Origin of the sequence: Sedimenticola selenatireducens, assembly GCF_963675335.2 — a bacterium.
Lineage (GTDB): Bacteria > Pseudomonadota > Gammaproteobacteria > Chromatiales > Chromatiaceae > Sedimenticola > Sedimenticola selenatireducens.
Map to the genome: position 1 here is coordinate 787,152 of NZ_CAXXYC010000004.1, position 21,694 is coordinate 808,845.

The 21,694-nt window shown below is 56.1% G+C and carries 28 protein-coding genes; 19 read left to right on the forward strand and 9 right to left on the reverse strand.

What is annotated here, in order from left to right:
• Window positions 1-5 precede the first annotated feature (5 nt).
• The 5 genes from ACHZBF_RS14775 (at window position 6) to ACHZBF_RS14795 (ending at window position 3,288) form a co-directional block, all read left to right on the forward strand.
• Entirely contained in the window at window positions 6-584 is a 579-nt protein-coding gene (locus tag ACHZBF_RS14775) for a hypothetical protein (protein WP_321528882.1), read from the forward strand.
• Window positions 581-1,375, forward strand: a complete 795-nt coding sequence (locus tag ACHZBF_RS14780; RefSeq protein ID WP_321528883.1) for a cytochrome c3 family protein — start codon at window positions 581-583, stop codon at window positions 1,373-1,375. The genes ACHZBF_RS14775 and ACHZBF_RS14780 overlap by 4 nt, the downstream gene beginning before the upstream one ends.
• Window positions 1,376-1,402: 27 nt before the next feature.
• Complete coding sequence (locus ACHZBF_RS14785; protein ID WP_273439222.1) at window positions 1,403-1,717, forward strand: EF-hand domain-containing protein; 315 nt, start codon at window positions 1,403-1,405, stop codon at window positions 1,715-1,717.
• Window positions 1,718-1,967: 250 nt separating this feature from the next.
• A complete protein-coding gene (locus ACHZBF_RS14790) occupies window positions 1,968-2,549 on the forward strand; it encodes a cytochrome b/b6 domain-containing protein (protein WP_029131978.1) in 582 nt (193 codons plus the stop codon).
• Window positions 2,550-2,718: 169 nt separating this feature from the next.
• Window positions 2,719-3,288, forward strand: coding sequence for a diheme cytochrome c (locus ACHZBF_RS14795; RefSeq protein ID WP_245621642.1), 570 nt, complete (start codon window positions 2,719-2,721; stop codon window positions 3,286-3,288).
• Window positions 3,289-3,579: 291 nt separating this feature from the next.
• On the opposite strand, the gene ACHZBF_RS14800 is transcribed toward ACHZBF_RS14795, so the two are convergent.
• The 4 genes from ACHZBF_RS14800 to ACHZBF_RS14815 all read right to left on the reverse strand — a co-directional run bounded on the left by ACHZBF_RS14800 (window position 3,580) and on the right by ACHZBF_RS14815 (window position 7,460).
• Window positions 3,580-5,073 carry a RimK family protein gene (locus ACHZBF_RS14800; RefSeq protein ID WP_288107961.1) on the reverse strand — a complete coding sequence of 498 codons (1,494 nt, stop codon included), beginning with the start codon at window positions 5,071-5,073 and terminating at the stop codon, window positions 3,580-3,582.
• 27 nt (window positions 5,074-5,100) lie between these two features.
• The gene (locus ACHZBF_RS14805) at window positions 5,101-6,222 is read right to left on the reverse strand and encodes a GNAT family N-acetyltransferase/peptidase C39 family protein (protein WP_029131973.1); all 1,122 of its coding nucleotides are present in this window, start codon (window positions 6,220-6,222) and stop codon (window positions 5,101-5,103) included.
• A complete protein-coding gene (locus ACHZBF_RS14810; RefSeq protein ID WP_029131972.1) occupies window positions 6,219-7,007 on the reverse strand; it encodes an RMD1 family protein in 789 nt (262 codons plus the stop codon). The genes ACHZBF_RS14805 and ACHZBF_RS14810 overlap by 4 nt, the downstream gene beginning before the upstream one ends.
• Before the next feature lie 279 nt (window positions 7,008-7,286).
• Window positions 7,287-7,460: a hypothetical protein gene (locus ACHZBF_RS14815; protein ID WP_157606682.1), complete on the reverse strand. Its 174-nt coding sequence runs from the start codon at window positions 7,458-7,460 to the stop codon at window positions 7,287-7,289.
• 232 nt (window positions 7,461-7,692) lie between these two features.
• On the opposite strand from ACHZBF_RS14815, the gene ACHZBF_RS14820 reads away from it, so the two are divergent.
• The 6 genes from ACHZBF_RS14820 to ACHZBF_RS14845 all read left to right on the forward strand — a co-directional run bounded on the left by ACHZBF_RS14820 (window position 7,693) and on the right by ACHZBF_RS14845 (window position 11,040).
• Entirely contained in the window at window positions 7,693-8,985 is a 1,293-nt protein-coding gene (locus ACHZBF_RS14820; protein WP_029131970.1) for a citrate synthase, read from the forward strand.
• A gap of 247 nt (window positions 8,986-9,232) precedes the next feature.
• The gene (locus ACHZBF_RS14825; RefSeq protein WP_157606681.1) at window positions 9,233-9,454 is read left to right on the forward strand and encodes a hypothetical protein; all 222 of its coding nucleotides are present in this window, start codon (window positions 9,233-9,235) and stop codon (window positions 9,452-9,454) included.
• Between the two features lie 223 nt (window positions 9,455-9,677).
• On the forward strand, window positions 9,678-10,046 hold the full coding sequence (locus ACHZBF_RS14830) for a histidine triad nucleotide-binding protein (protein WP_029131968.1): 369 nt from the start codon (window positions 9,678-9,680) through the stop codon (window positions 10,044-10,046).
• Between the two features lie 76 nt (window positions 10,047-10,122).
• Window positions 10,123-10,326 (forward strand): hypothetical protein, encoded by a 204-nt coding sequence (locus ACHZBF_RS14835; protein ID WP_029131967.1) that lies wholly within the window; start codon window positions 10,123-10,125, stop codon window positions 10,324-10,326.
• A 186-nt stretch (window positions 10,327-10,512) separates the two neighbouring features.
• A complete protein-coding gene (locus tag ACHZBF_RS14840; RefSeq protein WP_273439214.1) occupies window positions 10,513-10,641 on the forward strand; it encodes a hypothetical protein in 129 nt (42 codons plus the stop codon).
• 141 nt (window positions 10,642-10,782) lie between these two features.
• Window positions 10,783-11,040 carry a DUF1488 family protein gene (locus ACHZBF_RS14845; RefSeq protein ID WP_394707582.1) on the forward strand — a complete coding sequence of 86 codons (258 nt, stop codon included), beginning with the start codon at window positions 10,783-10,785 and terminating at the stop codon, window positions 11,038-11,040.
• Window positions 11,041-11,187: 147 nt separating this feature from the next.
• Here the strand turns inward: ACHZBF_RS14845 and ACHZBF_RS14850 are convergent, their stop codons facing one another.
• On the reverse strand, window positions 11,188-11,685 hold the full coding sequence (locus ACHZBF_RS14850; RefSeq protein WP_321528884.1) for a universal stress protein: 498 nt from the start codon (window positions 11,683-11,685) through the stop codon (window positions 11,188-11,190).
• Between the two features lie 346 nt (window positions 11,686-12,031).
• On the opposite strand from ACHZBF_RS14850, the gene dusA reads away from it, so the two are divergent.
• Together dusA and ACHZBF_RS14860 are read left to right on the forward strand one after the other, a co-directional pair.
• Window positions 12,032-13,000 carry a tRNA dihydrouridine(20/20a) synthase DusA gene (gene dusA, locus ACHZBF_RS14855; protein WP_321528885.1) on the forward strand — a complete coding sequence of 323 codons (969 nt, stop codon included), beginning with the start codon at window positions 12,032-12,034 and terminating at the stop codon, window positions 12,998-13,000.
• On the forward strand, window positions 12,997-13,353 hold the full coding sequence (locus ACHZBF_RS14860; protein WP_037374542.1) for a cupin domain-containing protein: 357 nt from the start codon (window positions 12,997-12,999) through the stop codon (window positions 13,351-13,353). Before dusA ends, ACHZBF_RS14860 begins: the two co-directional genes overlap by 4 nt.
• A 143-nt stretch (window positions 13,354-13,496) precedes the next feature.
• Here ACHZBF_RS14860 and ACHZBF_RS14865 read toward each other — a convergent pair whose 3' ends face one another.
• Entirely contained in the window at window positions 13,497-15,059 is a 1,563-nt protein-coding gene (locus ACHZBF_RS14865) for a bifunctional aminoglycoside phosphotransferase/ATP-binding protein (RefSeq protein ID WP_321528886.1), read from the reverse strand.
• A 116-nt stretch (window positions 15,060-15,175) separates the two neighbouring features.
• Here ACHZBF_RS14865 and ACHZBF_RS14870 point away from each other — a divergent pair, with 116 nt between their 5' ends.
• Window positions 15,176-15,382 (forward strand): YgaP family membrane protein, encoded by a 207-nt coding sequence (locus ACHZBF_RS14870; protein ID WP_273439210.1) that lies wholly within the window; start codon window positions 15,176-15,178, stop codon window positions 15,380-15,382.
• A gap of 156 nt (window positions 15,383-15,538) precedes the next feature.
• On the opposite strand, the gene rimO is transcribed toward ACHZBF_RS14870, so the two are convergent.
• Together rimO and ACHZBF_RS14880 are read right to left on the reverse strand one after the other, a co-directional pair.
• Window positions 15,539-16,858, reverse strand: a complete 1,320-nt coding sequence (rimO, locus tag ACHZBF_RS14875; protein WP_321528887.1) for a 30S ribosomal protein S12 methylthiotransferase RimO — start codon at window positions 16,856-16,858, stop codon at window positions 15,539-15,541.
• Between the two features lie 5 nt (window positions 16,859-16,863).
• Complete coding sequence (locus ACHZBF_RS14880) at window positions 16,864-17,208, reverse strand: transcriptional regulator (RefSeq protein WP_321528888.1); 345 nt, start codon at window positions 17,206-17,208, stop codon at window positions 16,864-16,866.
• A gap of 317 nt (window positions 17,209-17,525) precedes the next feature.
• On the opposite strand from ACHZBF_RS14880, the gene ACHZBF_RS14885 reads away from it, so the two are divergent.
• Window positions 17,526-17,666, forward strand: coding sequence for a hypothetical protein (locus tag ACHZBF_RS14885; protein ID WP_273439206.1), 141 nt, complete (start codon window positions 17,526-17,528; stop codon window positions 17,664-17,666).
• Window positions 17,667-17,705: 39 nt separating this feature from the next.
• Here ACHZBF_RS14885 and ACHZBF_RS14890 read toward each other — a convergent pair whose 3' ends face one another.
• Window positions 17,706-17,900 carry a hypothetical protein gene (locus tag ACHZBF_RS14890; protein ID WP_273439205.1) on the reverse strand — a complete coding sequence of 65 codons (195 nt, stop codon included), beginning with the start codon at window positions 17,898-17,900 and terminating at the stop codon, window positions 17,706-17,708.
• A 282-nt stretch (window positions 17,901-18,182) separates the two neighbouring features.
• Between ACHZBF_RS14890 and ACHZBF_RS14895 the strand changes: the two genes are divergently transcribed.
• The 4 genes from ACHZBF_RS14895 to ACHZBF_RS14910 all read left to right on the forward strand — a co-directional run bounded on the left by ACHZBF_RS14895 (window position 18,183) and on the right by ACHZBF_RS14910 (window position 21,548).
• Window positions 18,183-18,734, forward strand: coding sequence for a cob(I)yrinic acid a,c-diamide adenosyltransferase (locus ACHZBF_RS14895; protein ID WP_273439204.1), 552 nt, complete (start codon window positions 18,183-18,185; stop codon window positions 18,732-18,734).
• A 56-nt stretch (window positions 18,735-18,790) separates the two neighbouring features.
• Window positions 18,791-19,237, forward strand: coding sequence for an FKBP-type peptidyl-prolyl cis-trans isomerase (locus tag ACHZBF_RS14900; RefSeq protein WP_273439203.1), 447 nt, complete (start codon window positions 18,791-18,793; stop codon window positions 19,235-19,237).
• 20 nt (window positions 19,238-19,257) lie between these two features.
• A complete protein-coding gene (ispH, locus tag ACHZBF_RS14905) occupies window positions 19,258-20,199 on the forward strand; it encodes a 4-hydroxy-3-methylbut-2-enyl diphosphate reductase (protein ID WP_321528889.1) in 942 nt (313 codons plus the stop codon).
• Window positions 20,200-20,402: 203 nt separating this feature from the next.
• Entirely contained in the window at window positions 20,403-21,548 is a 1,146-nt protein-coding gene (locus tag ACHZBF_RS14910) for a glycosyltransferase (RefSeq protein WP_321528890.1), read from the forward strand.
• The last annotated feature ends 146 nt before the right edge of the window (window positions 21,549-21,694 follow it).

Sequence of the window (21,694 nt, forward strand, 5' to 3'; positions counted from 1 at the left end):
AAAATATGCAACGCTCACTCATACGCAAAGAAGTTATTCCTTTCCTGCTGATGTTCGGCTCGCTGATCCTGGCCACCCTGATCACCGATGCCTTGCTGCACCAGTTTGAACTGGCCTGGATCGGACGCTGGCTGGGCATACCCGGCACACTACTGATCCTGTCATCATTTCTGTATTCGCTGAGAAAACGGAAAAAAATCAGTTTCGGCAAACCCAAGACACTGCTCACGCTGCATGAAACCCTGACCTGGATCGGCGCGCTGTTCATCCTGGTGCATGCCGGCATTCACATTTATGCCATTCTGCCCTGGCTGGCCCTGATTGCCATGCTGATCAACGTCATCAGCGGCATGACCGGAAAGTTTCTGCTGGATCGGTCAAGGCGTTTTCTTGCAGAGAAAAAAGAGCTTTATCTGCAACAGGGGCTTTCCGAGGTGGAGGTTGAAAAACATCTTTTCTGGGACGCCACTACCTACGACCTGATGAAACAGTGGCGCACCATCCATCTACCGATCACGCTGGCCTTTGGCGTCCTTGGCCTCACTCATATCCTCAGCATCCTTCTTTTCTGGCAATGGAAATGAATAAACAGAAACTCACCCTGATCGTCGCGGCCAATCTCCTGGTACTGGTCGCGTTGGCGATCCTTGCACCACAACTGATGATCAGCCCGGGCAATCCGGTTGCCGCACATGCCGAACTGGCTGACGACTGCTTCGCCTGCCATACCCCGTTCATCGGCAGTACAGCGGAACAGTGTATCGCCTGCCACGCAGTCGCTGATATCGGTCTCAAGACCACCAAAGGCATAGCGATCGACAAGGAGCAGAAGAACGTCGCCTTCCATCAGAAGCTGGTCGAGGAGGACTGCATCGCCTGCCACAGCGAACACAAAGGGGTACAGCCGTTCCGTCCTATCGGTCGGTTTTCACATGCCCTGCTGGAAGTCTCGGTGCAGGAGCAGTGTGACAGCTGCCATAGCAATCCGCCAGATGCCCTGCACCGGAAGATCAAGGGTAACTGTACCCAGTGCCATAGCAACGAAGCGTGGTTGCCCGCGACATTCGAACATGACAAGTATTTTCGCTTTGACCGGGATCACGACACCGAATGCGCCACCTGCCACATCAATAATGACTATGCAAAATACACCTGCTATGGCTGCCATGAACACTCCCGCTCAAAAATCCGTGAAGAGCATTTTGAAGAGGGCATTCGGGACTATGAAAACTGCACCGAGTGTCACCGCAGCGGCGACGAAGACGAGGCTAAGCGTATCTGGCGATCCGGCGGCTACAGGAGTGAGATGCAGCGCCAACCGGATGGACGCGGATATAACGAGCGCAGCTACAGAAGGCGTGAGCATGATGACTGACAACAGATTCCAGACAGGAGCCAAACAATGAATATCAAACTGAACCGCACCCTGGTGAAACCACTCTTCCTGGCGGCTACCGTGGCAATGTCGCCGACACTCACCCAGCAGGCCGTGGCCGATGGTGGCGGGGCATACTCTGGTTATGACGCCAATCAGGATGGATACCTGGACCGCAATGAGTTCAAACCGTTTGCTGACACCAGGCAAAAACGCTCCGCCAGCCCGGAGCTATGGAACTTCAATCGCATGGATGCCGATGGTGACGGCAAGATATCCGAACAGGAGATGGTAAACACCCTGATGGAAGAGGTGAAACTCAAACGCCGGCAGAACCCCTGATTTCAACCTTGCAATTATCGGGTCGAACCCGTTGGGTCAAACCCTACGCATTAAAAGAATTGCAGGTTACATCGGCGGAAAGGTAGCCCAGCGATATTTCCGCTATCGATGGTCTGGATGAATAGTCGGATTTCGCTGTGTCAATCCGACCTGCTCAGATATAAATCCAACCGCACCAAATTCCGCCGCCGTTTTAAGTTTGGTTTCAGCTTTCGCTGTTAGGCTGTTTTCAACCTGACTGGAGATAATGATGAACACACAACTGTCGAGAAACGAGATCAAGGTATGGGACCTGCCGGTACGGCTTTTCCACTGGTCGCTGGCCAGCTGTTTTTTAATCGCTTATGTGACCGAAGACGACTTCGTCACCCTGCATACCTATGCGGGATATACGATTATCGGGCTGATCGCCTTTCGCTTGATTTGGGGTTTTATTGGTTCCCAACACGCCAGATTCAGCGACTTTACGCACCCACCAAAAACAGTCATCACTTACCTGAAGCAGGTGATCCGCTTTCGGGCAGATAGATTTATCGGTCACAATCCAGCCGGTGGCGCCATGGTCTTCGCCCTGTTGATATCACTGAGCCTGGCCATCCTGTCAGGCCTGATCACCTATGGCGCGGAACAATCCTCAGGGCCACTTGCCGGACTCATGGCTACCGCGCCCCTTGCCATTGGCAAGGCCGCCGAAGAGGTGCATGAATTTTTTGCCAACCTCACGCTTGTACTGGTTCTGCTCCATCTCGCCGGCGTGGCAATAGCGAGCATTCAACATGGAGAAAACCTGGTCCGCTCCATGATCAGCGGACGCAAACAGACCCATCAATAATCGATTCACCCGAGCCACAGAAAATGAAATCAGGAAGATTGATTCTATGGATATTGCTGAGTGTGGCAACTCAGGTTTCTGCGGACGCCAATGCACCCCACAGGAGAAGGGCGACCTGATCCTGTTTATGCAACAACAAAAGAGCTGAATATTACCAAGAGGTATAGAGATGAATCGAATGAACTTTATCGTCGCATCAGCGATCGCGGCATCACTACTGGCAACCACCGGAGTAGCGCTGAGCAGCGACGATGACGGCAAAAAATCCCTGCTCTCCTGGTTTGAGCGGAGCACGCCGGGCATCGACCCGGTCGAGACCCGGCTTTATTCCAAAGAGTGCGGCAGCTGCCATTTCCCCTATCAGCCGGGACTGCTGCCGGCCGCCACCTGGGAAACCCTGATGAACAATCTGGACGACCATTTTGGTGAAAATGCCGAACTGGCGGAGGGTGATCTCAACAGCATTCGTAACTTTCTTTTGAACAATGCCGCCGGTCGCGCCAACTACGGCCTGCCAAACAAGATCATGGCGGCACAGGGAGACCGCCCGCTGCCGTTACGCATTACCGAGATGCGCTACTTTGTCTATGAACACAGCGACCTGAAGCGAAACATGGTCGAGGACAACCCGCAGGTAAAATCATTCAGCAACTGCGACAACTGTCACCAGGGCGCGAAGCAGGGGTTGTATGACGAGCATGATGTAAATATCCCAGGATTTGGTCGCTGGGATGATTGACCACGCGGTCGCCTAAGGAACGGAATTTTTGTGGGAGCGGATTTATCCGCGATATTTCGCGGATAAATCCGCTCCCACGGGGTATTGATCGTAGCTGTAGGTCGCGTTAGCCGAAGGCGTAACCCGACCTGCTTGTGGGTCGGTCAATTTGCCGGATTACGCTGCGCTGATCCGACCTGCCACTAACAAACATACAAGCGGCGCCCGCCGCAAATTCGGCTCCGGGGCGGACCCCCTGCAGGTCAAACCCCACCCCGGCAACCACCCGAACCCGTAGGAGCTTACACCCGATCAGGCGGCGGAGCCGCGCCCCGTGACTGCGGGGGTTTTACCCGCCTCAATGCGTGCCAGAAACTCTGCCATGATCTCGTCATACAACACATCACCGAGCACCTGATCCTCAACGCCCGCCTCGATGCTCGGATTGTCGTTCACTTCTATCACCACCACGCCCGCATCGGTCTCTTTCAGGTCCACGCCGTACAGGCCATTGCCGATCAGATTGGCCGCTTTCAGCGCGGTTTCGATCACCTTCTTTGGCGCATCCCCGACCGCGAAGGTACGGAAATCCCCCTCTTTCTCCTGGCTCGCATGATCATAGATCTGCCAGTGATCCTTGGACATAAAATACTGGCAGACATAGAGGGGTTTGCGATTCAGGATACCTACCCGCCAGTCGAACGGCGTGTAGGTGTAGGCCTGGCCCAGCAACAGATCCGAGTCCTTGAACAGGCGCCTGGCCACCTGCTCCAGCTGTTGCCGGTTCTCCACCTTGTACACTCCCAGGGAGAAGGAGCCATCGGGCACTTTCAACACGATCGGGTAGGCCAGCCGCTGTTCCAGTTCGTCCAGCCCGCCGGCACGCACCACCACGGTCTCCGGGGTGGAGACCCGGTTGGATTTCAGCAATTCCGCCAGATAGATTTTATTGGTACAGCGCAGGATGGAGTCGGGATCGTCAATCACTACCAACCCCTCCGAGGCCGCCTTCCGGGAGAAGCGATAAGTGTGGTGGTCTATGGCCGTGGTCTCACGGATAAACAGGGCGTCGAATTCACTCAGGCGACCAAAATCCTTGGGCAAAATCAACTCTGCGTCCAGGCCATATTTCTTTGCCGCCCGGACAAACTTCTTCAGGGCCTTGGCGTCGGAGGGAGGCATCTCCTCCTGCGGATTCTGCAGAATGGCAAGATCATAGCGGCCCTGACGTTTCTGTCGCGGGGCCTGCCAGCGCTTGCTGAGATAGCCCTGTAAGGCCTCTCCAAATTCACTCTCCTGTTCATCGGAGAGATCCTGAATCCCCAGTGAACGAATGCCGGTAATGCGCCATTCACCCTTTTTTTCAAACGAAACCCGCATCAGGGGCGCACGAAACAGTTCAAACAGTTCCCGCCCAAGGGACTGGAAGTCGCGCAGCGGGGAGTTGCCGAACATCATGGTCACACTGAACGATGTGGTCTCGACCCCCTTGTGCCGTCGACCCAGTATTCGTTGCACCTGTTTATCCAGGTCTTCGGTCTCCAGCGAATAGAGCGACTTGCGGCTCAGGTCGCGCAGAGTGCGAACCGAGGGAATGATCTTGTGACCTCGCGCCTCCGCCAGCAGAGAGCAGTAATAGCCCTCACCCAGGTAGCGCTGGGAACGGCACAGATTGACAATGCGCAGTCCTTTCTTCTGCTGCCACACCGGATCGGTCAGATATTCCGCCGCCGTCACCACCGGGTAGCCGTCGATCCGGCCCTTCCAGTAACTGGTCCTTTCCACAAGCAATAGATGTTCAGGCATCGTATTTATAACCTTCCATATCTCTGTTCATTCAGGGTACAGCACCACCATCGCCTGCAGCCCAATCCTGCCATAGCGGGTCATGCTGACAAATTTATCCTTGAGGATAGGCATGTGTATCGAGTCGATCAGGGTCTCCCCCTCCTCGCGATCGACATAGGGATCATTCACGTAGATAAAGTTTTCATCCGCGCCGGTCAACACCACCCAATGGGGTACCCGCGCCTTATAAATCTGCCATGAACTGATCAGTACCAAGGGTATACCACCGCGCGCCAGGCATGCCTCAATCTCACTCACTCCAAAACCGTTGCGGTTGATTGGTACGTCTCGTGAGCGCAACTGTTCGAACATATCCTCCTGCACCAGCCGCATTACCTCTTTTTTGTGCTCGCTGCGTACCGAGTCACCCAGGTGAGTACCCTCGCCGGTGATGTAGATGTCAACGGGATAACCCCGCTTGATCGCAGCCAGCGCCAGGCCATAGGGACCGCAACCGCCATGACCCGAAGTCATGAAGATAGTGGTTGCCTCGCGCCACAGGCGCAACTCCAGCGTACGGGAAAAATCCAGTTCCGGGGTCAGCGCCTTCATCGCCATCATCAACGAGGCCGCACCACAGGTGAACTCCAGGCTCTGTTCGTAGAAGGGGACCTGGGCAAGATCCGGATGCAGATCCGGCGCCAGCGACTTCTCCAGCCGCCAGGCATCCATGTGATCTTCATAGTAATCGGGGAACTCGCCCAGCCGTCGATACCCCAGGGATTCATACAGGCGCACCGCCGTTTCATTGTCCTTGCGCACCTCAAGCCGCAGATAGGCCCGGTGGTGGGCCCAGGCCTCGGTTTCGGCCGCCTTCATCAGGCTGCGTCCCAGACCTTTTCCCCTGACCTCGGCCACTACCGCTATGGAATAGAGTCGGGCCACGGAGGTGGCGCGTGAGAACAGCAGCACCACGTCCCCTTGCAGTTCTCCGTTCTCCTCACCCACCAGGATCGAGGCATTACCCTTGGTCAGCAGATAGCGAAACTGGCGTTGCGAAATCCGGTCTGCCTCGAAGCAGCGCTGCTCCAGCGCCACCAGGGCGGCCAGATCACCGGGTACGGCCTTGCGTATCTGGAAATCCGGCTTTTGGTTTTCCGTGATCATTGTACGTGCCTGAAAAACAGCTCATACAGGGTCAGCACTATTTCGATCACAATGAGGATGACGATATACCATTCAACGCGCAGGGTACGACGATCCTGCAACAGCCCAAGCAGGGTCTCCGCGGTATTGCTGATCAGGTCCAGCTTGCGTTCCAGGGCGATCTGTCGTTCACCGATCTCGTACTCGTTTTCCAGGCGTTTCCAGATACGTTCCAGCTCCGGATGATCCCACAGGATATCGGGCTTTTCTCCAACCTGGGCACGCCCCACCATGCGATGCTGGATCTGCAGTATCTCGCCGATATGACCGAGCAGTTCGTTGACCTGCCGGGGCAGGCGCCCGCCGGACTGCATGCGTTCGGCCAGCGGCTCAATCCGGTCGAACGCCCCGGCCGCGCGCTTCTCGTAGTCATCCAGCACCAGGCTCTTGGCCAGGATATCCGCCACCACCTGCAACAGGGGCAGTTCGGCCACCGGCAGAATCAGCTTACCCTCTTCAAGCCGTTCGGCGGCATCCGGGATTACTTCGATATCCAGGGACTCAATCGTCAGGCTGTCTAAAGGCTCCAGCACAAAATCACGCAGCAGCTGCAGAAAGGAGGCCTCGGCCAGCGCGGATACGTTGAACAGCACCACTACACCAAAGCGGAACAGTACGGCATACCCCCCCTCCTCCACCTCGATGGTAGTGGGGTCACGCGAGAGGATTTTTACCTGGCTGAGGCGCCGCAGCTCAATGCCTTGCCCGATAAGAAGGGAACGAACGGTGGTGGTCGATTGCAACATGAGACTATCCCGGTCATTACAATTAAGTCGCTACCTGAAGGGGGTCATCCCTATCAGGTAGCAGGTGCGATCTGTTGTTACTATTGAATAATGCACCGCATACAGCCGGCTTATCAAAGCAATACCCGGGTTATTAGAGTGCACGGGCGCGGCTATAGCAAGAGAGATATCCTATGTCATGGATATTTTGGCCAGTCTGGATTGATCGACTTGAAAGGGGACCGGTCCGGTCCAGCGATGAGTGATGCCCGGGAAGGGCACCACCCCGCCCGAAGGCTGTCAGTAATCGTCGTAACCGCGCCGCTCCTGTCTGGCGCGATTCCTGCTCCGGCTGCGTGGCGCCTCATCATCAGCGAAGCGGTTTCTTCCCCGGCTATTGCGGTTCCGGCTAAATGGCCGATAACCCGGCTCATCGAACTCGTCAACGAACTCATTCCGCAACCTTTTACTCACAACGGTAATCTCCTGATTTAATGAAGAACGCCCACCGGGCATCTGACGCAGAGATTTAAACCAAACCGGGTGTTTTTAAAAACAAATATTTTTTGTCAATTCGGATAAAAAGTTTTGTGGTGAAACACTTCCTGACAGCCCGCTATAGCCTCAACATAAGCGGACCACGGTGCGGTTTCCCATCGCCGCCGTAACCCAGCCGATCCACCCCTTATTCCCCCTGGGAGTTACCATGTCTGAAACTGCAAAACTGATCTATCAAGGTGCGGAGTACGAACTGCCGCTGATCTATGGTACCGAGGGTGACAATGCCATCGATATCCGCAATCTGCGTAACCAGAGCGGACTGATCACCTTCGATCCCGGATTGGGAAACACCGGTAGCTGCGAGAGTGAAGTGACCTTTATTGACGGCGAAAAGGGCATTCTGCGTTATCGTGGTATTTCACTCGATGCGCTTGAGCACCACCCCAACTTCGTCGAAGTCGCCCTCATGCTGATCTTCGGTGAATTGCCGAACAAGGCACAATACGAACGCTTCAGCACCAGCCTCACCAATAACGCCAACCTGGATGAGGATATGAAGCACCACTTTGCCGGGTTCCCCCGCTCGGCACCGCCGATGGCTGTGCTCTCCGCAATGATCTCCACCCTCTCCTGTTTCCATCCCGAATTCCTGGAACTGGAGGATGCCACCCAGGTGGAGCGGGCGGCGGCCCGGCTGATCAGCAAGGTACGCACCCTGGCCGCCTATGCCTACCGGCGCTCACGTGGCCTGCCGTACAACTACCCCGACCCGTCGCTGCCTTACGTGTCCAACTTCCTGCATATGATGTTCTCCGAGCCTTATCGACAGTACACCATTGATGATGATGTCCTGTCCGCTCTGAACATGGTGTTAATCCTGCACGCCGACCACGAGCAGAACTGCAGCACCTCCACGGTACGCATGGTCGGTTCCAGCGGCGCCAACCTGTTCGCCTCCTGCGCGGCCGGCGTCAGTGCCCTGTGGGGGCCATTGCACGGCGGTGCCAATATGGCAGTGATCGAAATGCTGGAGGCGATCCATAACGGCAATATGACCGCGGAAGAGTATGTGGCACTGGCCAAGGACAAGGACAGCCCGGTGCGCCTGATGGGTTTCGGTCACCGTGTCTACCGAAACTTCGATCCACGCGCCACCATTCTGCGTGAGGTGAGTGAAAAACTGCTGGAACGGATGGGCAAAAAAGATCCGCTGCTGAGTATCGCCCGCAAACTGGAGGAGATTGCCCTCAAGGACAGCTATTTTATCGACAGAAAACTTTACCCGAATGTGGATTTCTACAGTGGCATCATCCTGCGCGCCATCGGCATACCGACCAATATGTTCACCGTCATTTTCGCCATCGGCAGGCTACCCGGCTGGATCGCCCACTGGTACGAGCAGAAGCGCCAGGCCGACGGCAAGATCTGGCGGCCTCGCCAGGTCTATATCGGCAACAAACAGAGCGCCTATACTGTTCGTGCAAAACGGGGCTGGTAAGCAATTACCACTAAAATAGTGGCGTCGGTTGCACGATATCCGCGTGCAACCGACATCTTCCCGACGATCAATTTTGGCAATCGTATCGACAATAAATATTCTCTCGAAAGGGATCCTGCTATCCCTTATAAATAGCGCCGGACATTCGGCCAGCCGATGATCCGGGACGCTATTTTGTCACTTGCCTGACTGAATCCAAAACCTCCGGCAACTGACCGTGATCTTTGCACACTGAGGAAATTTGTGTATGAAAAGAGCTTCGTTGTACAGCTTGTTAATGCTGCTGCTTGCCTTTGGTGCCACCGGCGCCGTCTTTGCTGAAGAGTCGCAGGAAAGCCTCGAAGAGCGCTGCCGCACCTTCGCCAAAGAAGATGGCGTGCCCGCCGCAGAGATGGCTGACTATCTCAAGGAGTGTGTCGAATCCCTCAAAGAAGAGGGTGCCGAGAAGAAAGAAGAGAAGAACGACTGATAACACCCTTCTCTGTTGCGGGTTATCCCATTAACTCGCCACGACCGGCCAGCCGCGAGGCTGGCCGGTTTTTTTAGCCCCGCCCTGAATATCTATTGATATGGTTTACGGGATCACTCCCTGGATACACCACCCACCACTAACATCCAGCACACCGTTAGGATAAACTGCCCGGTTATGGCGGAGGCTGCTCCGCACAATCACATTAAACCGGAGTTACACCATGTCCTACGATCCCAACAACATTTTTGCGCGAATTTTGCGGGGCGAAATCCCCTGCAACAAGGTCTATGAGGACGAATACGCCCTGGCGTTCCACGATATCGCACCCCAGGCCCCGGTCCATGTGCTGGTCATCCCCAAGGGCGAGTACATCTCTTTTGATGATTTCTCCCAGACCGCCCCGGCCGAGGCCATGGCCGGCTTCTATCGCGCAGCCCAAAAAGTAACCCAGATGCTGGAACTGCAGCCGGGTGGTTATCGTATTCTGGCCAATACCGGGGCCGACGCACACCAGGAAGTGCCGCATTATCACCTGCATATCTTCGCCGGCTGCGACCTCGGCTGGATGATCAAACGGGGACTGGTGTAAATACTCCACTGGCTAAAAAGCCGGATCGGTCGGCAATTCGATCATTTACTCTCTCTCCGTCCAGGAGAGAGAGTAAATGAGACAGCAGCGCTTTTTCGTCATCAGTTCATTCCCCTCCATCGACACCCATCAAACACCCGCGCTGGGGAGCGATCTGCCACGCCGCCACACGCAGGTTATTGGAGTCACGTCCACAGACAACTTCATGACAGCACTCAGGAACAATATCCCCGAAGCGGAAAATAAACCCACAATTGGATGCGAATTGGACTATATTTAGCTACAAGTCCGTCTTTTTTCATAACCAATCGATCGACCGACCTACCTTGGGAATAAAGGCACCCCCTGTCGCCTTCCATCATGAAGGCTACTGCGCACGGTCGGCAGTAGCATTCGGCTTGCCAACTCTGTCAACTCGCATCACCACCTGACAGGTCCAAATTACTCAATTCAGGAAGATTTACCCATGAGCAAGACTCACCACGGCAACAAGGAAGCAAAGAAAAAACCAGCCATGTCATTGCAGGAGAAACGCGCAGCGAAGAAGTCCAAAAAAGACACCCAGCCCTTTTTGAGTAATGACCGGAGCCGTTAGCTTTTCATATCCTGACCTTGCCGGCCCGGAACAGGTAATGTTCAGCGCACCTGTACCACCAGCTGAAATCGAACATGCCATCAACCATCAGGATTTGCCATGCAATTGACCCGCTATCAAACAACCTCCCCGGGAGAAACCGTGATCTCATTTCCCAGGCTTGAATGCTGGAACGCAAAGACCAAAGTGGCGACCGTCGCGGCGGACGTAAACAAAAAGCGTGTGCTATGCCGGATTCCGCTGACCTTGCTGCGGGAAAGATTCGGCGCATCCCCGGAAGAACCGATGCAGGCCGTCACTACGCACCGGCTGACGATACAGGAGGCGGCGCGCAAGCTGATCGAGAACGAGTCCTTCGAAGAGGATGGTTCAGTCTGGATTGGCGCCCAGGACATCTAGGTATCTGACCGGAACTGCGCCACCTGACCCGTTATTCGTGAAATCGGGTGGAGCACGAAAGCTGCAGGATACCGTCCTGAAACACCCACGATTCCGGGGGCTCGGGATTAATGCGGTTCGTGCCTCACCGACACGGGGTCTGCGCCCTCACCCTCCAGGGGAGACCGGTACGACCATTACCGGAATGGAGCTGTTGTGGATGACCTTGCGTGTCGTGGAGCCCATCAGCTTGTGACCAAAGGAATGATCCGTATGGACCCCCATTACGATCAGCCCGGCGTCACGTTTCTGCGCCTCCTCCACAATCACCTGCGCCGGCTGGCCGGTCACGACAACAACATCCACCTCGGGCGATCCGCTTTCGCCTGCTATCGCAGCACGTTCATCCTCGAAAAAATCGGCCAGGCGTTTTTTCATATCCTGCCTGACATACTCATAACCCTCTTGTTGCAGGCGTCGGCGCTGGTCGGCATCAAGATAATTTTCCATCATTGCCCGACTGGTACTGCCCATCGGCTCCAACGCATGAATCATGACAATCTTTGAGTGGTACTTGATCGCCAGGCTGACCGCAAAACGGAAGGCAGGCCGCATGTTTTGCCCCATATCACTGGCATAAAGGATGGTGTTGACTTCGGGTAGCATGTTGACGACTCCTGGACTCAATTAAACTCAAATCATAGGCCATCGGCGGTGGGCAGGTGACCGACTCACGGAAGAGCAGCACTGTCTCTGTCCGATCGGTTGTAGCATGATGAATGGAACCATGCCCATGGAGATCGCAGTATACGACGGGCGACACCCTTGGGACAGGGTAGCTTAATCTCCACCCGGCTTCATTCACGCAGCCCCATCACCGAGCCAGTGGCACAAGGCTGCCGAGATCGGGTATTCCGCTCAGACGGCCCGGGGGAGAAGGTCCTCTGCTGGATTGGTAAAGCGGCGGTAAACGGATACAATTTCACACTCTACGACCAGAACGCCACTACCGATGATTGACCGCCGCCTCTGCATTGCCCCGATGCTGGACTGGACCGACCGCTACTGTCGTTACTTTCTGCGCCTGATCTCCCGACATGCCCTGCTCTATACCGAGATGGTGACCACGGGTGCGTTGCTGCATGGCGACCAGCCCCGGCATCTCGATTTTGATCCTGCCGAACACCCGGTGGCATTGCAATTGGGTGGCAGTGATCCACAGGAGCTGGCGGCCTGCGCCCGACTGGCCGAGCAGTGGGGCTATGACGAAGTCAATCTGAATGTCGGCTGTCCGTCAGACCGGGTACAGTCGGGGCGTTTCGGCGCCTGCCTGATGGCCACCCCCCAGGTTGTCGCGGAAGGCGTTGCCGCCATGCAGGCAGCTACCCGGCTGCCGGTCACGGTCAAACATCGCATCGGTATCGATGAACTGGACAGCTATGCGGCGCTGGTCAGTTTTGTCGGCACCGTGGCCGAGGCCGGCTGCGAGACCTTTATCATCCACGCCCGCAAGGCGTGGCTGAACGGCCTCAGCCCGAAGGAGAACCGGGAGATTCCGCCACTCCGCTACGATGTGGTGCACCAAATCAAACAAGACTTCCCCCAACTGGAGATCATCATCAACGGCGGTATCGCCAACCTGGAGCAGGTCGAGGAGCAGTTGCAGCAGGTGGACGGGGTGATGATCGGGCGCGAGGCGTACCAGAATCCCTGGATACTGGCGGAGGCCGATCGCCGCCTGTATGGCGATGATCACCCGATCCCCAGCCGCCATGAAATCATTGAACAGTTGATGCCGTTCGCCGAGCAGGCCCATGCCGCAGGCGCACCGGTCAACCGCATCAGCCGCCACATCCTCGGGCTGTTCCAGGGGCAACCCCGTGCCCGCGCCTGGCGCCGGCACATCAGTGAAAACGCCCATCGGGCAGGCGCCACGCCCGAGGTGATCCGCGAAGCCGCCAGACGGGTGCCGGAAGCGTGATCATCTCAAAAAAGGCTATTGAACCTTATCTCACCAAGGACGGTTCGCTGATCCGCGAACTGCTGCACCCGGATCAGCAGTCAGTAAAAAACCAGAGCCTGGCCGAAGCCATCGTCCCACCCGGAGTAACCACTCACTTGCATCGACATCTTCGATCGGAGGAGATTTACCACATCACCGCGGGGTGCGGCGTAATGCAACTGGGAACAGCTGAATTCGAGGTAAAAGCGGGGGACAGCGTTCTGATTCCGCCCGGCACGGCACATGCCATCCGCAACAGCGGAGATGATGATCTGCTGATCCTCTGTTGCTGCGCCCCGCCCTACCGGCATGAGGATACCGAACTGTTGTAGCGGGCAGCCCGGATGAAGTCGCCACCACCGAAACCGGAAGAACCATGCGGGTTTTGTCGGGTTACGCCTTCGGCAAACCCGACCTAGGGTGCGGATGGCTAGAATCAAACGTAGCTCGGACTAGCGACAGCGTAATCCGACACTCAATCTACCACGCATAAGATCGTCCGGATCTCGTCCATAGGTAAGTGGTCACTTTCGACAGCCACCACGTATTTCAACTCATCCTCGGACAACGGCTCGGCGGTCGCCAGTTGCTGCTCAAGCACATTGAGCGTCGCCTCGGAGGGATCGCTCCCCTGCTGCTGACGCTGCCGGATACGCTGGCGCAGCACCGCCTCCGCCACCCGAAAATCGAGCATTAGAAAGGGCACATCGAGATCCGCGGCCAGCTTCCTGAAGCGCTGCCGATCCGCCTGACGCAGAAAGGTGGCATCCACAATCGCCACCCGCCCCGACTGGATTATCGCCTCGGCAAGTTGCTGCAGACGCTCATAAGTGCGCGCCGAAAAATTCGTTGCATAAATCCCGCCCCCCAGCGCCGAGCCGCTTGACCGGGAGCCTTCGATGCCCGCCAGCCGTCGGCGTTCCACGTCCGAGCGAACCCGCACCGCCGGCAACCGTTCAATACAGCTCATGGTCTGGGTACTCTTGCCGGATCCTGACAGGCCATGGGTGATAATCAGGCCACCCCCTCCCTCCCCGGTATAACGCAGAGCCAGTTGCAGATAACTGCTGAACCCGGCAGTCAACTCCTCCTGCATTTTCGGGGAGATATCCGGCTGGTCGAGACGTATTGCCGTCACCTTGGCCCGCACCATGGCCCGATAGGTCTGGTAAAAGCCCAGCAACGGCAGGGCCTCGTAGTCCCCACTCAACTCCAGATAGCGGTTGAGTAGCCGCCGGGCCAGTGGCTGCAAGTCCTTCTGATCAAGATCCATCAGCAGAAACGCCAGCTCACTGATCACATCAATCCAGCGCAGCGCAGGATTGAACTCAATCCCGTCGAAAATCAGCAGCGCATCCCCGTCCAGGGCAATATTGCCCAGGTGCAGGTCACCGTGACACTCACGGATGAATCCACCGGCCTTGCGTTTGCGCAACAGCGGCGCAAGCTGTCCCGCCCGCTCCTCGGTCCAACGGGCGATGCGTTCCAGCAGTGACAGCGCCTGGGTATCTTCCGTTAACGGACGAATCTGGGCGAAATTCTCGAGCATGGGAAACAGCACCGCCTCGGGATCACCCCAAGTCGCCCTGCTATCCACCCGGCCAATCTCAGCATGAAATCCCGCCAGCCGGTCGGCCAGACGGTCCACCAACGACGGGGTAACCAGCTCCAGGTGTTCAGACAGCAGGCCGGTTTGGTCGAAACGACGCATGCGCACGGCATACTCAATGGCCGGGCTGGCAAAGGGTTGCGGGGCTTCCGGCGTACCGCCGATCGGGATCACCTCCAGATAGACATCCGGGGCCAACCGTCCGTTGAGGCGGATCTCCTCCTGGCAGAAATGACGGCGTCGCGCCAGGGTTGAGAAGTCGAGAAAGCCAAGATCCAGCGGTTTCTTGATCTTGTAGGCGTAACCACCCACCAGCAGGACAGTGGAGATATGGGTCTCGATCACCCGATCCGGCCCTATACCATCCGGCCAGCAGGCGGGTTGCCGCAAGCCGTCCACCAGCTGCGCATGCTGGTTCGACCGGCTCACGTCTTATTGCTCCATTGAATGATTGACATAATATTAGAATATGCTAATATGTTTTTCATTTCCCGGGCCATCCGCTACGCCCCGCATGAACAACCCCGAATAGAGGGAGGTATAACATGACCATCGACCGTATGATTCTCGCCTTTGCCGGCTTCTTCATCCTGCTCAGCCTGGCACTCGGCTGGGAGCAGAGCCCACTGTTTCACAGCACCAACTGGCACTGGTTTACCGCTTTTGTCGGCCTGAACCTGTTCCAGTCTGCCTTCACCGGCTTCTGTCCGCTGGGCAATATTCTCAAGGCACTGGGCGCAAAACCGGCCTGATTTGCAGGATAATTGATGGGCACGCTTCGCTTCGCCTACATGGATGTAGGTGAGGGGCGTAAGCTGGGAGCGGTAAGCCTTGCCCATCCTACAACTGGCTGTCTGGCGACCGGAAGCGCCAGTACAGCCCGCCAACTCCAAGCGGCAATCCTGGACTTATAACACAGGCTCGGCGTACAGATCGTGTGCATCCGAGCCGGTAATCGTTACCTCAACAAAATCCCCCGGTTCCAGATCCCAGCCGCCGGCAATCAGTACATTGCCGTCGATCTCCGGCGCATCGGCGGAACTGCGGGCGATCACGGTATCCTCGGTCACCCCATCCACCAGTACAATCATCTGGCTGCCGACCTTGTCGGCCAGGCGCTCCCGGCTGATCTGCTCCTGCACCTCCATGAACCGCTCCAGTCGCTCCTGTTTGAGCGACTCCGGCACCGGGTCCGGCAATGCGTTGGCGGTCGCCCCCACCACCGGCGAGTAGGCAAAACAGCCCACCCGGTCCAGCCGCGCCTCCTGAAGAAATGCCAGCAACTCATTAAAAGACGCCTCCGTCTCGCCGGGAAAACCGACAATAAAGGTGCTGCGCAGGGTCAGGTCGGGACAGATCTGTCGCCAGTGTCGAATGCGCTCCAACACCCGCTCACTGGCGGCCGGGCGCTGCATCGCCTTCAGGATCGCGCGATTGGCATGCTGCAGGGGCATATCCAGATAGGGCAGGATGAGCCCCTCTGCCATCAGCGGAATCAGGTCATCCACGCTCGGGTAGGGATAGACATAATGCAACCGGGTCCAGGCCTGCAGATCACCCAGGGCCGTGGCCAGCTCTTTTAGCCGGGTCTTGAGGATTTTCCCACCGACCAGGTCAGTGCGATACTTGAGGTCCACGCCATAGGCGCTGGTATCCTGTGACACCACCAGCAGTTCACGCACCCCGGCGCTGACCAGATTTTCCGCCTCGCGGACCACCTCTCCCACCGGCCGGCTTACCAGGTCCCCGCGCAATTGGGGAATGATGCAAAAGGTACAGCGGTGATTACACCCCTCGGAAATCTTCAGATAGGCGTAGTGGCGCGGCGTCAGTTTGACTCCCTGGGGTGGAACCAGACTGACATAGGGGTCATGGGGGGCCGGCAGATGGGTATGCACTGCCTGCATCACCGCTTCATAGGCGTGGGGACCGGTGACCGCCAGCACGCCCGGGTGCACCGCACGCACCTCGTCCTCCCTGACGCCGAGGCAGCCGGTCACAATCACCCGGCCATTCTCGTTCAGCGCCTCGCCGATGGTCTCCAGCGACTCCTCCACCGCCGCATCGATAAAGCCGCAGGTGTTGACCACCACCAGATCGGCCCCCTCGTAACTGTAGGCGATGGCGTAACCCTCGGCACGTAACTGGGTGAGGATGCGTTCGGAATCGACCAGATTCTTGGGGCAGCCGAGACTGACAAAACCGATCTGCGGAGACGGGCTGTTCATGAGAATCAGTTGAGTGGCGTGGCAAGCAGGTCGGTCAAGGCGACCGCCTGGGCCTCCTGGCGTATCTGCAGCACAATCCGCTCCTCCAGGGCCAGATCACCACTGAGGATATGGGGCAGCAGCTGATCGGCGAACTGATAGATAATCGCCATGCCGGCCCGATTCCGTTCATCCACAGCATCCTGCGAATCGATATGTCGGGCCAACAGCCGCATATAGTCCTGGAACTGCTCCCCCTGCTGCTTCAGAGGCAAAGCCTGGAACTCCGGGGTAAACAGGATAACCAGCACCTTGCCCTGACCGTCGACCGGATCGGAAATGGTGATATTCATTGGCCCTTCGATCAGCATGTCATGTTCCTCACTACGGTTCTGGTCCGCGTTAATGATCAGCGGTAATTAGTCGCCAATTCTACCCCATCAGGCCAGTGATAATAGCCCCCCGGCGAGTGCGGACTTGCCGGCGCCTGACTTATCTTAATAAGAATTATTTTTTTGCACTCCGCGCATCGGTTACAAATGAGAAGTGATCAATGAAGCTTATCTGCATATAGATTTTCATGCGGGACATCGACATCAAAATGTATGAGAGGATGCGATGGCGTGGCGGGTCTCAAGCCATTAAAAAAACAGGGATGGATACCTAAAGCAGTTCAAGGGGTTTTCGATTGAAAAATTGTAAGTTATGCGGTTTCAGTAAAGCGTGCAACAGCCTTCCCGGCATCTGTATCATTCTCCAATACGCCAGCATCGCGGTCCTGCTCAGCGTACTTGGCTATCTCTTCGTCACCCAGGAACTGCTCTCCTGACGACCAACCACCCGTACTAACCGATCAAGAATAATCCTGTCAGGCGGCTGCTGAATCGGTCGTTATGGGCACCGCCCAAGGGAAACGCCGGGGCGGCACCACGGCCGCTGTGCGCATCCGCTGCCGCAGCGACTCCTTATCCGCCGCCAGAACCAGCAACGCCTCTTCCATACTGAGCTCTTTTACTTCGTACAACGGAAGAGTGCTGGCAGGGCCATAGTCTTTTATAATCATAATCTTATCCAATATATGTGAATTTTTGGATGAAGAAAATAATACGCCTTATTGAAAATATTGCAATAGTCTCGCCAATCACCGACGCACCCACGCCCAAGAGGCACACAAAAACCCACTGCAGGAGGCCCGCCCCGGGCCGAATTCGCGGCGAGGGCGCCACTCCAACAGGCGATTCGCCCTGACGATTGATAGGCTGGACGCAGACCAGCAGCACGAGCCGAGACGCTCCGTTGTGCAGTTGCTATAATCTGGCATCTTTACCGCTGCACAGATGCTGACATGGGCTACAGATTATCCAAGATTTACACCCGCACAGGGGACAAGGGCACTACCGGGCTGGGCGACGGCCGACGGGTAGACAAGGACAGCACCCGAATCGAGGCCATAGGCACCATTGATGAGCTGAACTGCCTGATCGGCATTCTGATCACCCACAGCCCACCGCCGGAGATAGAACAACTGTTGACCGGAATCCAGCACCGCCTGTTCGACCTGGGGGGCGAGCTGGCCATGCCGGGCTACAGTGTAATGAGCGACCAGGCCGTCACCGACCTCGAACAGCACCTGGACCGGCTGAATGAAAACCTGCCACCCCTGCAGGAGTTCATCCTGCCGGCCGGAAATCTGCTGGCGGCCAGCTGCCACCACGCCAGGGCGGTGTGCCGTCGTGCCGAACGGCGTCTGACGCAGCTTGCCAGAGACGAAAATGAACAGGTCAACCAGACCGGACTCAAATACCTCAACAGACTCTCGGACCTGTTGTTTGTCATTGCCCGCGTACTGGTACGGCATGATGGCGGTGAAGAGGTTTACTGGCGCAAAGAGATATAGCGCGATCACGCGCAGCTTTCACCCGACCAGCTCCCAACCAAGACGGAATCGCAACCTTGACCCAACAACTACCGGAAATCACCAGCAGCAACGAGGTAACCCTGCACTTCGCCATTGCGCTCTGTGACGGCACTGTAATCACCACGACCTTCGATGATGACCCGGTCACCCTCACCATGGGCACCGGCAACCTGACAGAAAACCTTGAAAAAACCCTCTATGGTTTGAAGCCAGGCGAGAAACAGTCGCTGATCCTGGAGGCGGAGAACGCCTTCGGTCCCCGGGACGAGGAGAAGGCCTATTTCATGCCCCGCAGTTCATTCCCGTCGGATATGGAGCTGGAGCCGGAACTGGTTATCAGTTTTGCCACACCGGCCGGCGATGAGCTGGCCGGCATTGTCCAGGAACTGGATGAGGAGCAGGTAAAGGTCGACTTCAACCACCCGCTGGCCGGCCATGATATCGTCTTTACCGTCCAGATCATCAGCATCAAAAACCCCTAAGCGCGAAACCGGATATGCCCATGGAAATACTGCTCGCCAATCCCCGTGGTTTCTGTGCCGGGGTCGACCGTGCCATCGAGATCGTGGAACGGGCCCTGCAGATTTTCGGCGCCCCGATCTATGTACGTCATGAAGTGGTACACAATCGCTATGTAGTGGACAGCCTGAAACAGGCCGGTGCCATTTTCGTTGACGAGCTGGACGAAATCCCCGAAGACAGCACGGTGATCTTCAGCGCCCACGGCGTGGCACGGGCGGTCAGGGAAGAGGCAGAACGGCGCAAGCTGCAGGTGTTTGACGCCACCTGCCCACTGGTGACCAAGGTCCACCTGGAGGTGGCCCGACACAGCAGAAACGGCCATGAGGTGATCCTGATCGGCCATCGGGGCCACCCGGAAGTGGAAGGCACCATGGGGCAGTACAACAACCGGGACGACCGGGGCGGCATCTACCTGGTGGTGACCGCCGACGATGTAGCGGGATTGCAGATCAAGGACCCGAAGAATCTCGCCTTCGTCACCCAGACCACCCTCTCCATGGATGACACCGCCAAGGTCATCAGCGCCCTGAAAACCCGCTTCCCGCAGATCCAGGGCCCAAAGCAGAATGATATCTGCTACGCCACCCAGAACCGCCAGGATGCGGTCAAGGAACTGGCCAAACAGTGCGACCTGGTGCTGGTAGTGGGCTCGCCCAACAGCTCCAACTCCAACCGGCTGCGGGAACTGGCCCTGCAGTCCGACACCCCCGCCTACCTGATCGACCGGGCCGATGACATCGACCCAAACTGGCTGAACGACGTCAACATGGTCGGCCTCACCGCCGGCGCCTCCGCCCCCGACCTGCTGGTGGATGAAGTGATAAAAAAGCTCAAGGAGCGCGGCGCCACCTCGGTCAGGACCCTGAGCGGGCGCGAGGAAAATGTGACCTTTTCGCTGCCGCGGGCGTTGCAAAACAGCTGAACTTCCCCACTGACCACTACAGATTTCGCGAGAGTTGCCGCTATCTGGTCAGAACAAAAAATAACAACCACTGCCGCCAAACTGATTGTCCAGGCAGATAATTGATCATTAATGGCCACGTGAAAGAGCATCGACGCCTGATTATTGTCACCAATATCAGCTTCTGGGAGCGGAAGATTGGGGCACACGAAAGAATCTTCCGAATGGCCTCATTCCTGGCATCATATGGCCTGGATACTCTCATTTATTATACCGGCGACAAAAAAATACCGAATGACTACGAAAACACCCTGTTTTCGATACTTTCAAGCAAGCAATTGAGGAGCAAAATACCGAAACAGACAGCACTCGTTTTTCGGGTCTCAGGCTGGCTAAAGGAGATGACAAGGGTTACAAAACACCTGCTTATACATCGCACGCGCCACGAAACAAACCATGGTTCCTGGCATGCAAATATCAGCGAAGTTGACCGCTATGTTTTCAATCAGGTCGTTAAAAAAATCGAGCCCCATTACATACTAGTTGAATACATCTGGCTGACGCGGTTTATAACAGGCTTAAAATACAACCTTCGTCAGAGATTAATAGCCATCATTGACACTCATGATGTTATTTCTGACAGGACATCTCAATTTGATAAAGAAAACCGCTTGTTGCAGCAACGCGCCAATGTAGAACAAGAGGCAGAGGCGCTGCGGCATTACGATTTAATCATCGCCATTCAAAAACATGACGCCGAAAAATTCAGGGACATGCTCCCTTTTGGCAGTGTCATAATTGCGCATCATGCACACCCCATTAATAGCCCAGTAAAGGCCAGCGACAGAAAGCCGGTCCATCTACTTTTTGTGGGTTCGCAAAGCGCGCCAAATACAGATGGCTTAAACCTTTTTCTGGAGCATGTATGGCAACCGCTGATAGATATGTATGCGGATGACTTGATACTGCATATTGTGGGCTCGGTATCCAATAATTCCGCTGACTTTTACTCGCGCAAAAACCTCATTATTCATGGCATGGTGGACTCAGTGGACGAATATTATGAAAAGGCGGATATCGTCATTGCACCCTTGACATACGGAACAGGGCTGAAAATCAAGGTCGTGGAGGCACTCTGCTTTTCAAAGCCGTTGGTCACCACAAATATTGGCGCAGAAGGGTTGGAGACCGCCAGAAACCAGGCTTTTCTGGTTGCGGACAACTGGAATGATTTCTGCTCAAAGACAATGGCACTTATAGATTCCACCGAACAGCGCAACAAAATGGCTCAGTCTGCTTATGAGTTTTCCAACTCCATGTTCACAGAGGCGATTGCGTATAAACCTCTGGCAGATAAACTTGGCTTATGATCAATATTGGCGAATTAATTGTCAGGTTTTTCCGCCGCGTAACGGTAATCCAGCACCTCAGTGACAGAATATAATTCCGCCACGATAAAATGCCATTTATCGGAAAACATCATCACTCTGTCTTTTCAGGGTGGAATGCATGTCTG

Excerpts from the sequence above, each read along its gene's own strand:
- ACHZBF_RS14790 (WP_029131978.1), top strand. The coding sequence starts at position 1,968 with ATGAACACACAACTGTCGAGAAACGAGATCAAGGTATGGGACCTGCCG.
- rimO (WP_321528887.1), bottom strand. The coding sequence starts at position 16,858 with ATGAACAGCCCGTCTCCGCAGATCGGTTTTGTCAGTCTCGGCTGCCCC.
- ACHZBF_RS14895 (WP_273439204.1), top strand. The coding sequence starts at position 18,183 with ATGGGCTACAGATTATCCAAGATTTACACCCGCACAGGGGACAAGGGC.
- ACHZBF_RS14870 (WP_273439210.1), top strand. The coding sequence starts at position 15,176 with ATGACCATCGACCGTATGATTCTCGCCTTTGCCGGCTTCTTCATCCTG.
- ACHZBF_RS14810 (WP_029131972.1), bottom strand. The coding sequence starts at position 7,007 with ATGTTGCAATCGACCACCACCGTTCGTTCCCTTCTTATCGGGCAAGGC.
- dusA (WP_321528885.1), top strand. The coding sequence starts at position 12,032 with ATGATTGACCGCCGCCTCTGCATTGCCCCGATGCTGGACTGGACCGAC.
- ACHZBF_RS14835 (WP_029131967.1), top strand. The coding sequence starts at position 10,123 with ATGAGACAGCAGCGCTTTTTCGTCATCAGTTCATTCCCCTCCATCGAC.
- ispH (WP_321528889.1), top strand. The coding sequence starts at position 19,258 with ATGGAAATACTGCTCGCCAATCCCCGTGGTTTCTGTGCCGGGGTCGAC.
- ACHZBF_RS14890 (WP_273439205.1), bottom strand. The coding sequence starts at position 17,900 with ATGATTATAAAAGACTATGGCCCTGCCAGCACTCTTCCGTTGTACGAA.
- ACHZBF_RS14805 (WP_029131973.1), bottom strand. The coding sequence starts at position 6,222 with ATGATCACGGAAAACCAAAAGCCGGATTTCCAGATACGCAAGGCCGTA.
- ACHZBF_RS14825 (WP_157606681.1), top strand. The coding sequence starts at position 9,233 with ATGAAAAGAGCTTCGTTGTACAGCTTGTTAATGCTGCTGCTTGCCTTT.
- ACHZBF_RS14775 (WP_321528882.1), top strand. The coding sequence starts at position 6 with ATGCAACGCTCACTCATACGCAAAGAAGTTATTCCTTTCCTGCTGATG.
- ACHZBF_RS14910 (WP_321528890.1), top strand. The coding sequence starts at position 20,403 with ATGGCCTCATTCCTGGCATCATATGGCCTGGATACTCTCATTTATTAT.
- ACHZBF_RS14780 (WP_321528883.1), top strand. The coding sequence starts at position 581 with ATGAATAAACAGAAACTCACCCTGATCGTCGCGGCCAATCTCCTGGTA.
- ACHZBF_RS14830 (WP_029131968.1), top strand. The coding sequence starts at position 9,678 with ATGTCCTACGATCCCAACAACATTTTTGCGCGAATTTTGCGGGGCGAA.
- ACHZBF_RS14795 (WP_245621642.1), top strand. The coding sequence starts at position 2,719 with ATGAATCGAATGAACTTTATCGTCGCATCAGCGATCGCGGCATCACTA.
- ACHZBF_RS14850 (WP_321528884.1), bottom strand. The coding sequence starts at position 11,685 with ATGCTACCCGAAGTCAACACCATCCTTTATGCCAGTGATATGGGGCAA.
- ACHZBF_RS14820 (WP_029131970.1), top strand. The coding sequence starts at position 7,693 with ATGTCTGAAACTGCAAAACTGATCTATCAAGGTGCGGAGTACGAACTG.
- ACHZBF_RS14800 (WP_288107961.1), bottom strand. The coding sequence starts at position 5,073 with ATGCCTGAACATCTATTGCTTGTGGAAAGGACCAGTTACTGGAAGGGC.
- ACHZBF_RS14785 (WP_273439222.1), top strand. The coding sequence starts at position 1,403 with ATGAATATCAAACTGAACCGCACCCTGGTGAAACCACTCTTCCTGGCG.
- ACHZBF_RS14840 (WP_273439214.1), top strand. The coding sequence starts at position 10,513 with ATGAGCAAGACTCACCACGGCAACAAGGAAGCAAAGAAAAAACCAGCC.
- ACHZBF_RS14880 (WP_321528888.1), bottom strand. The coding sequence starts at position 17,208 with ATGCTGATCGAAGGGCCAATGAATATCACCATTTCCGATCCGGTCGAC.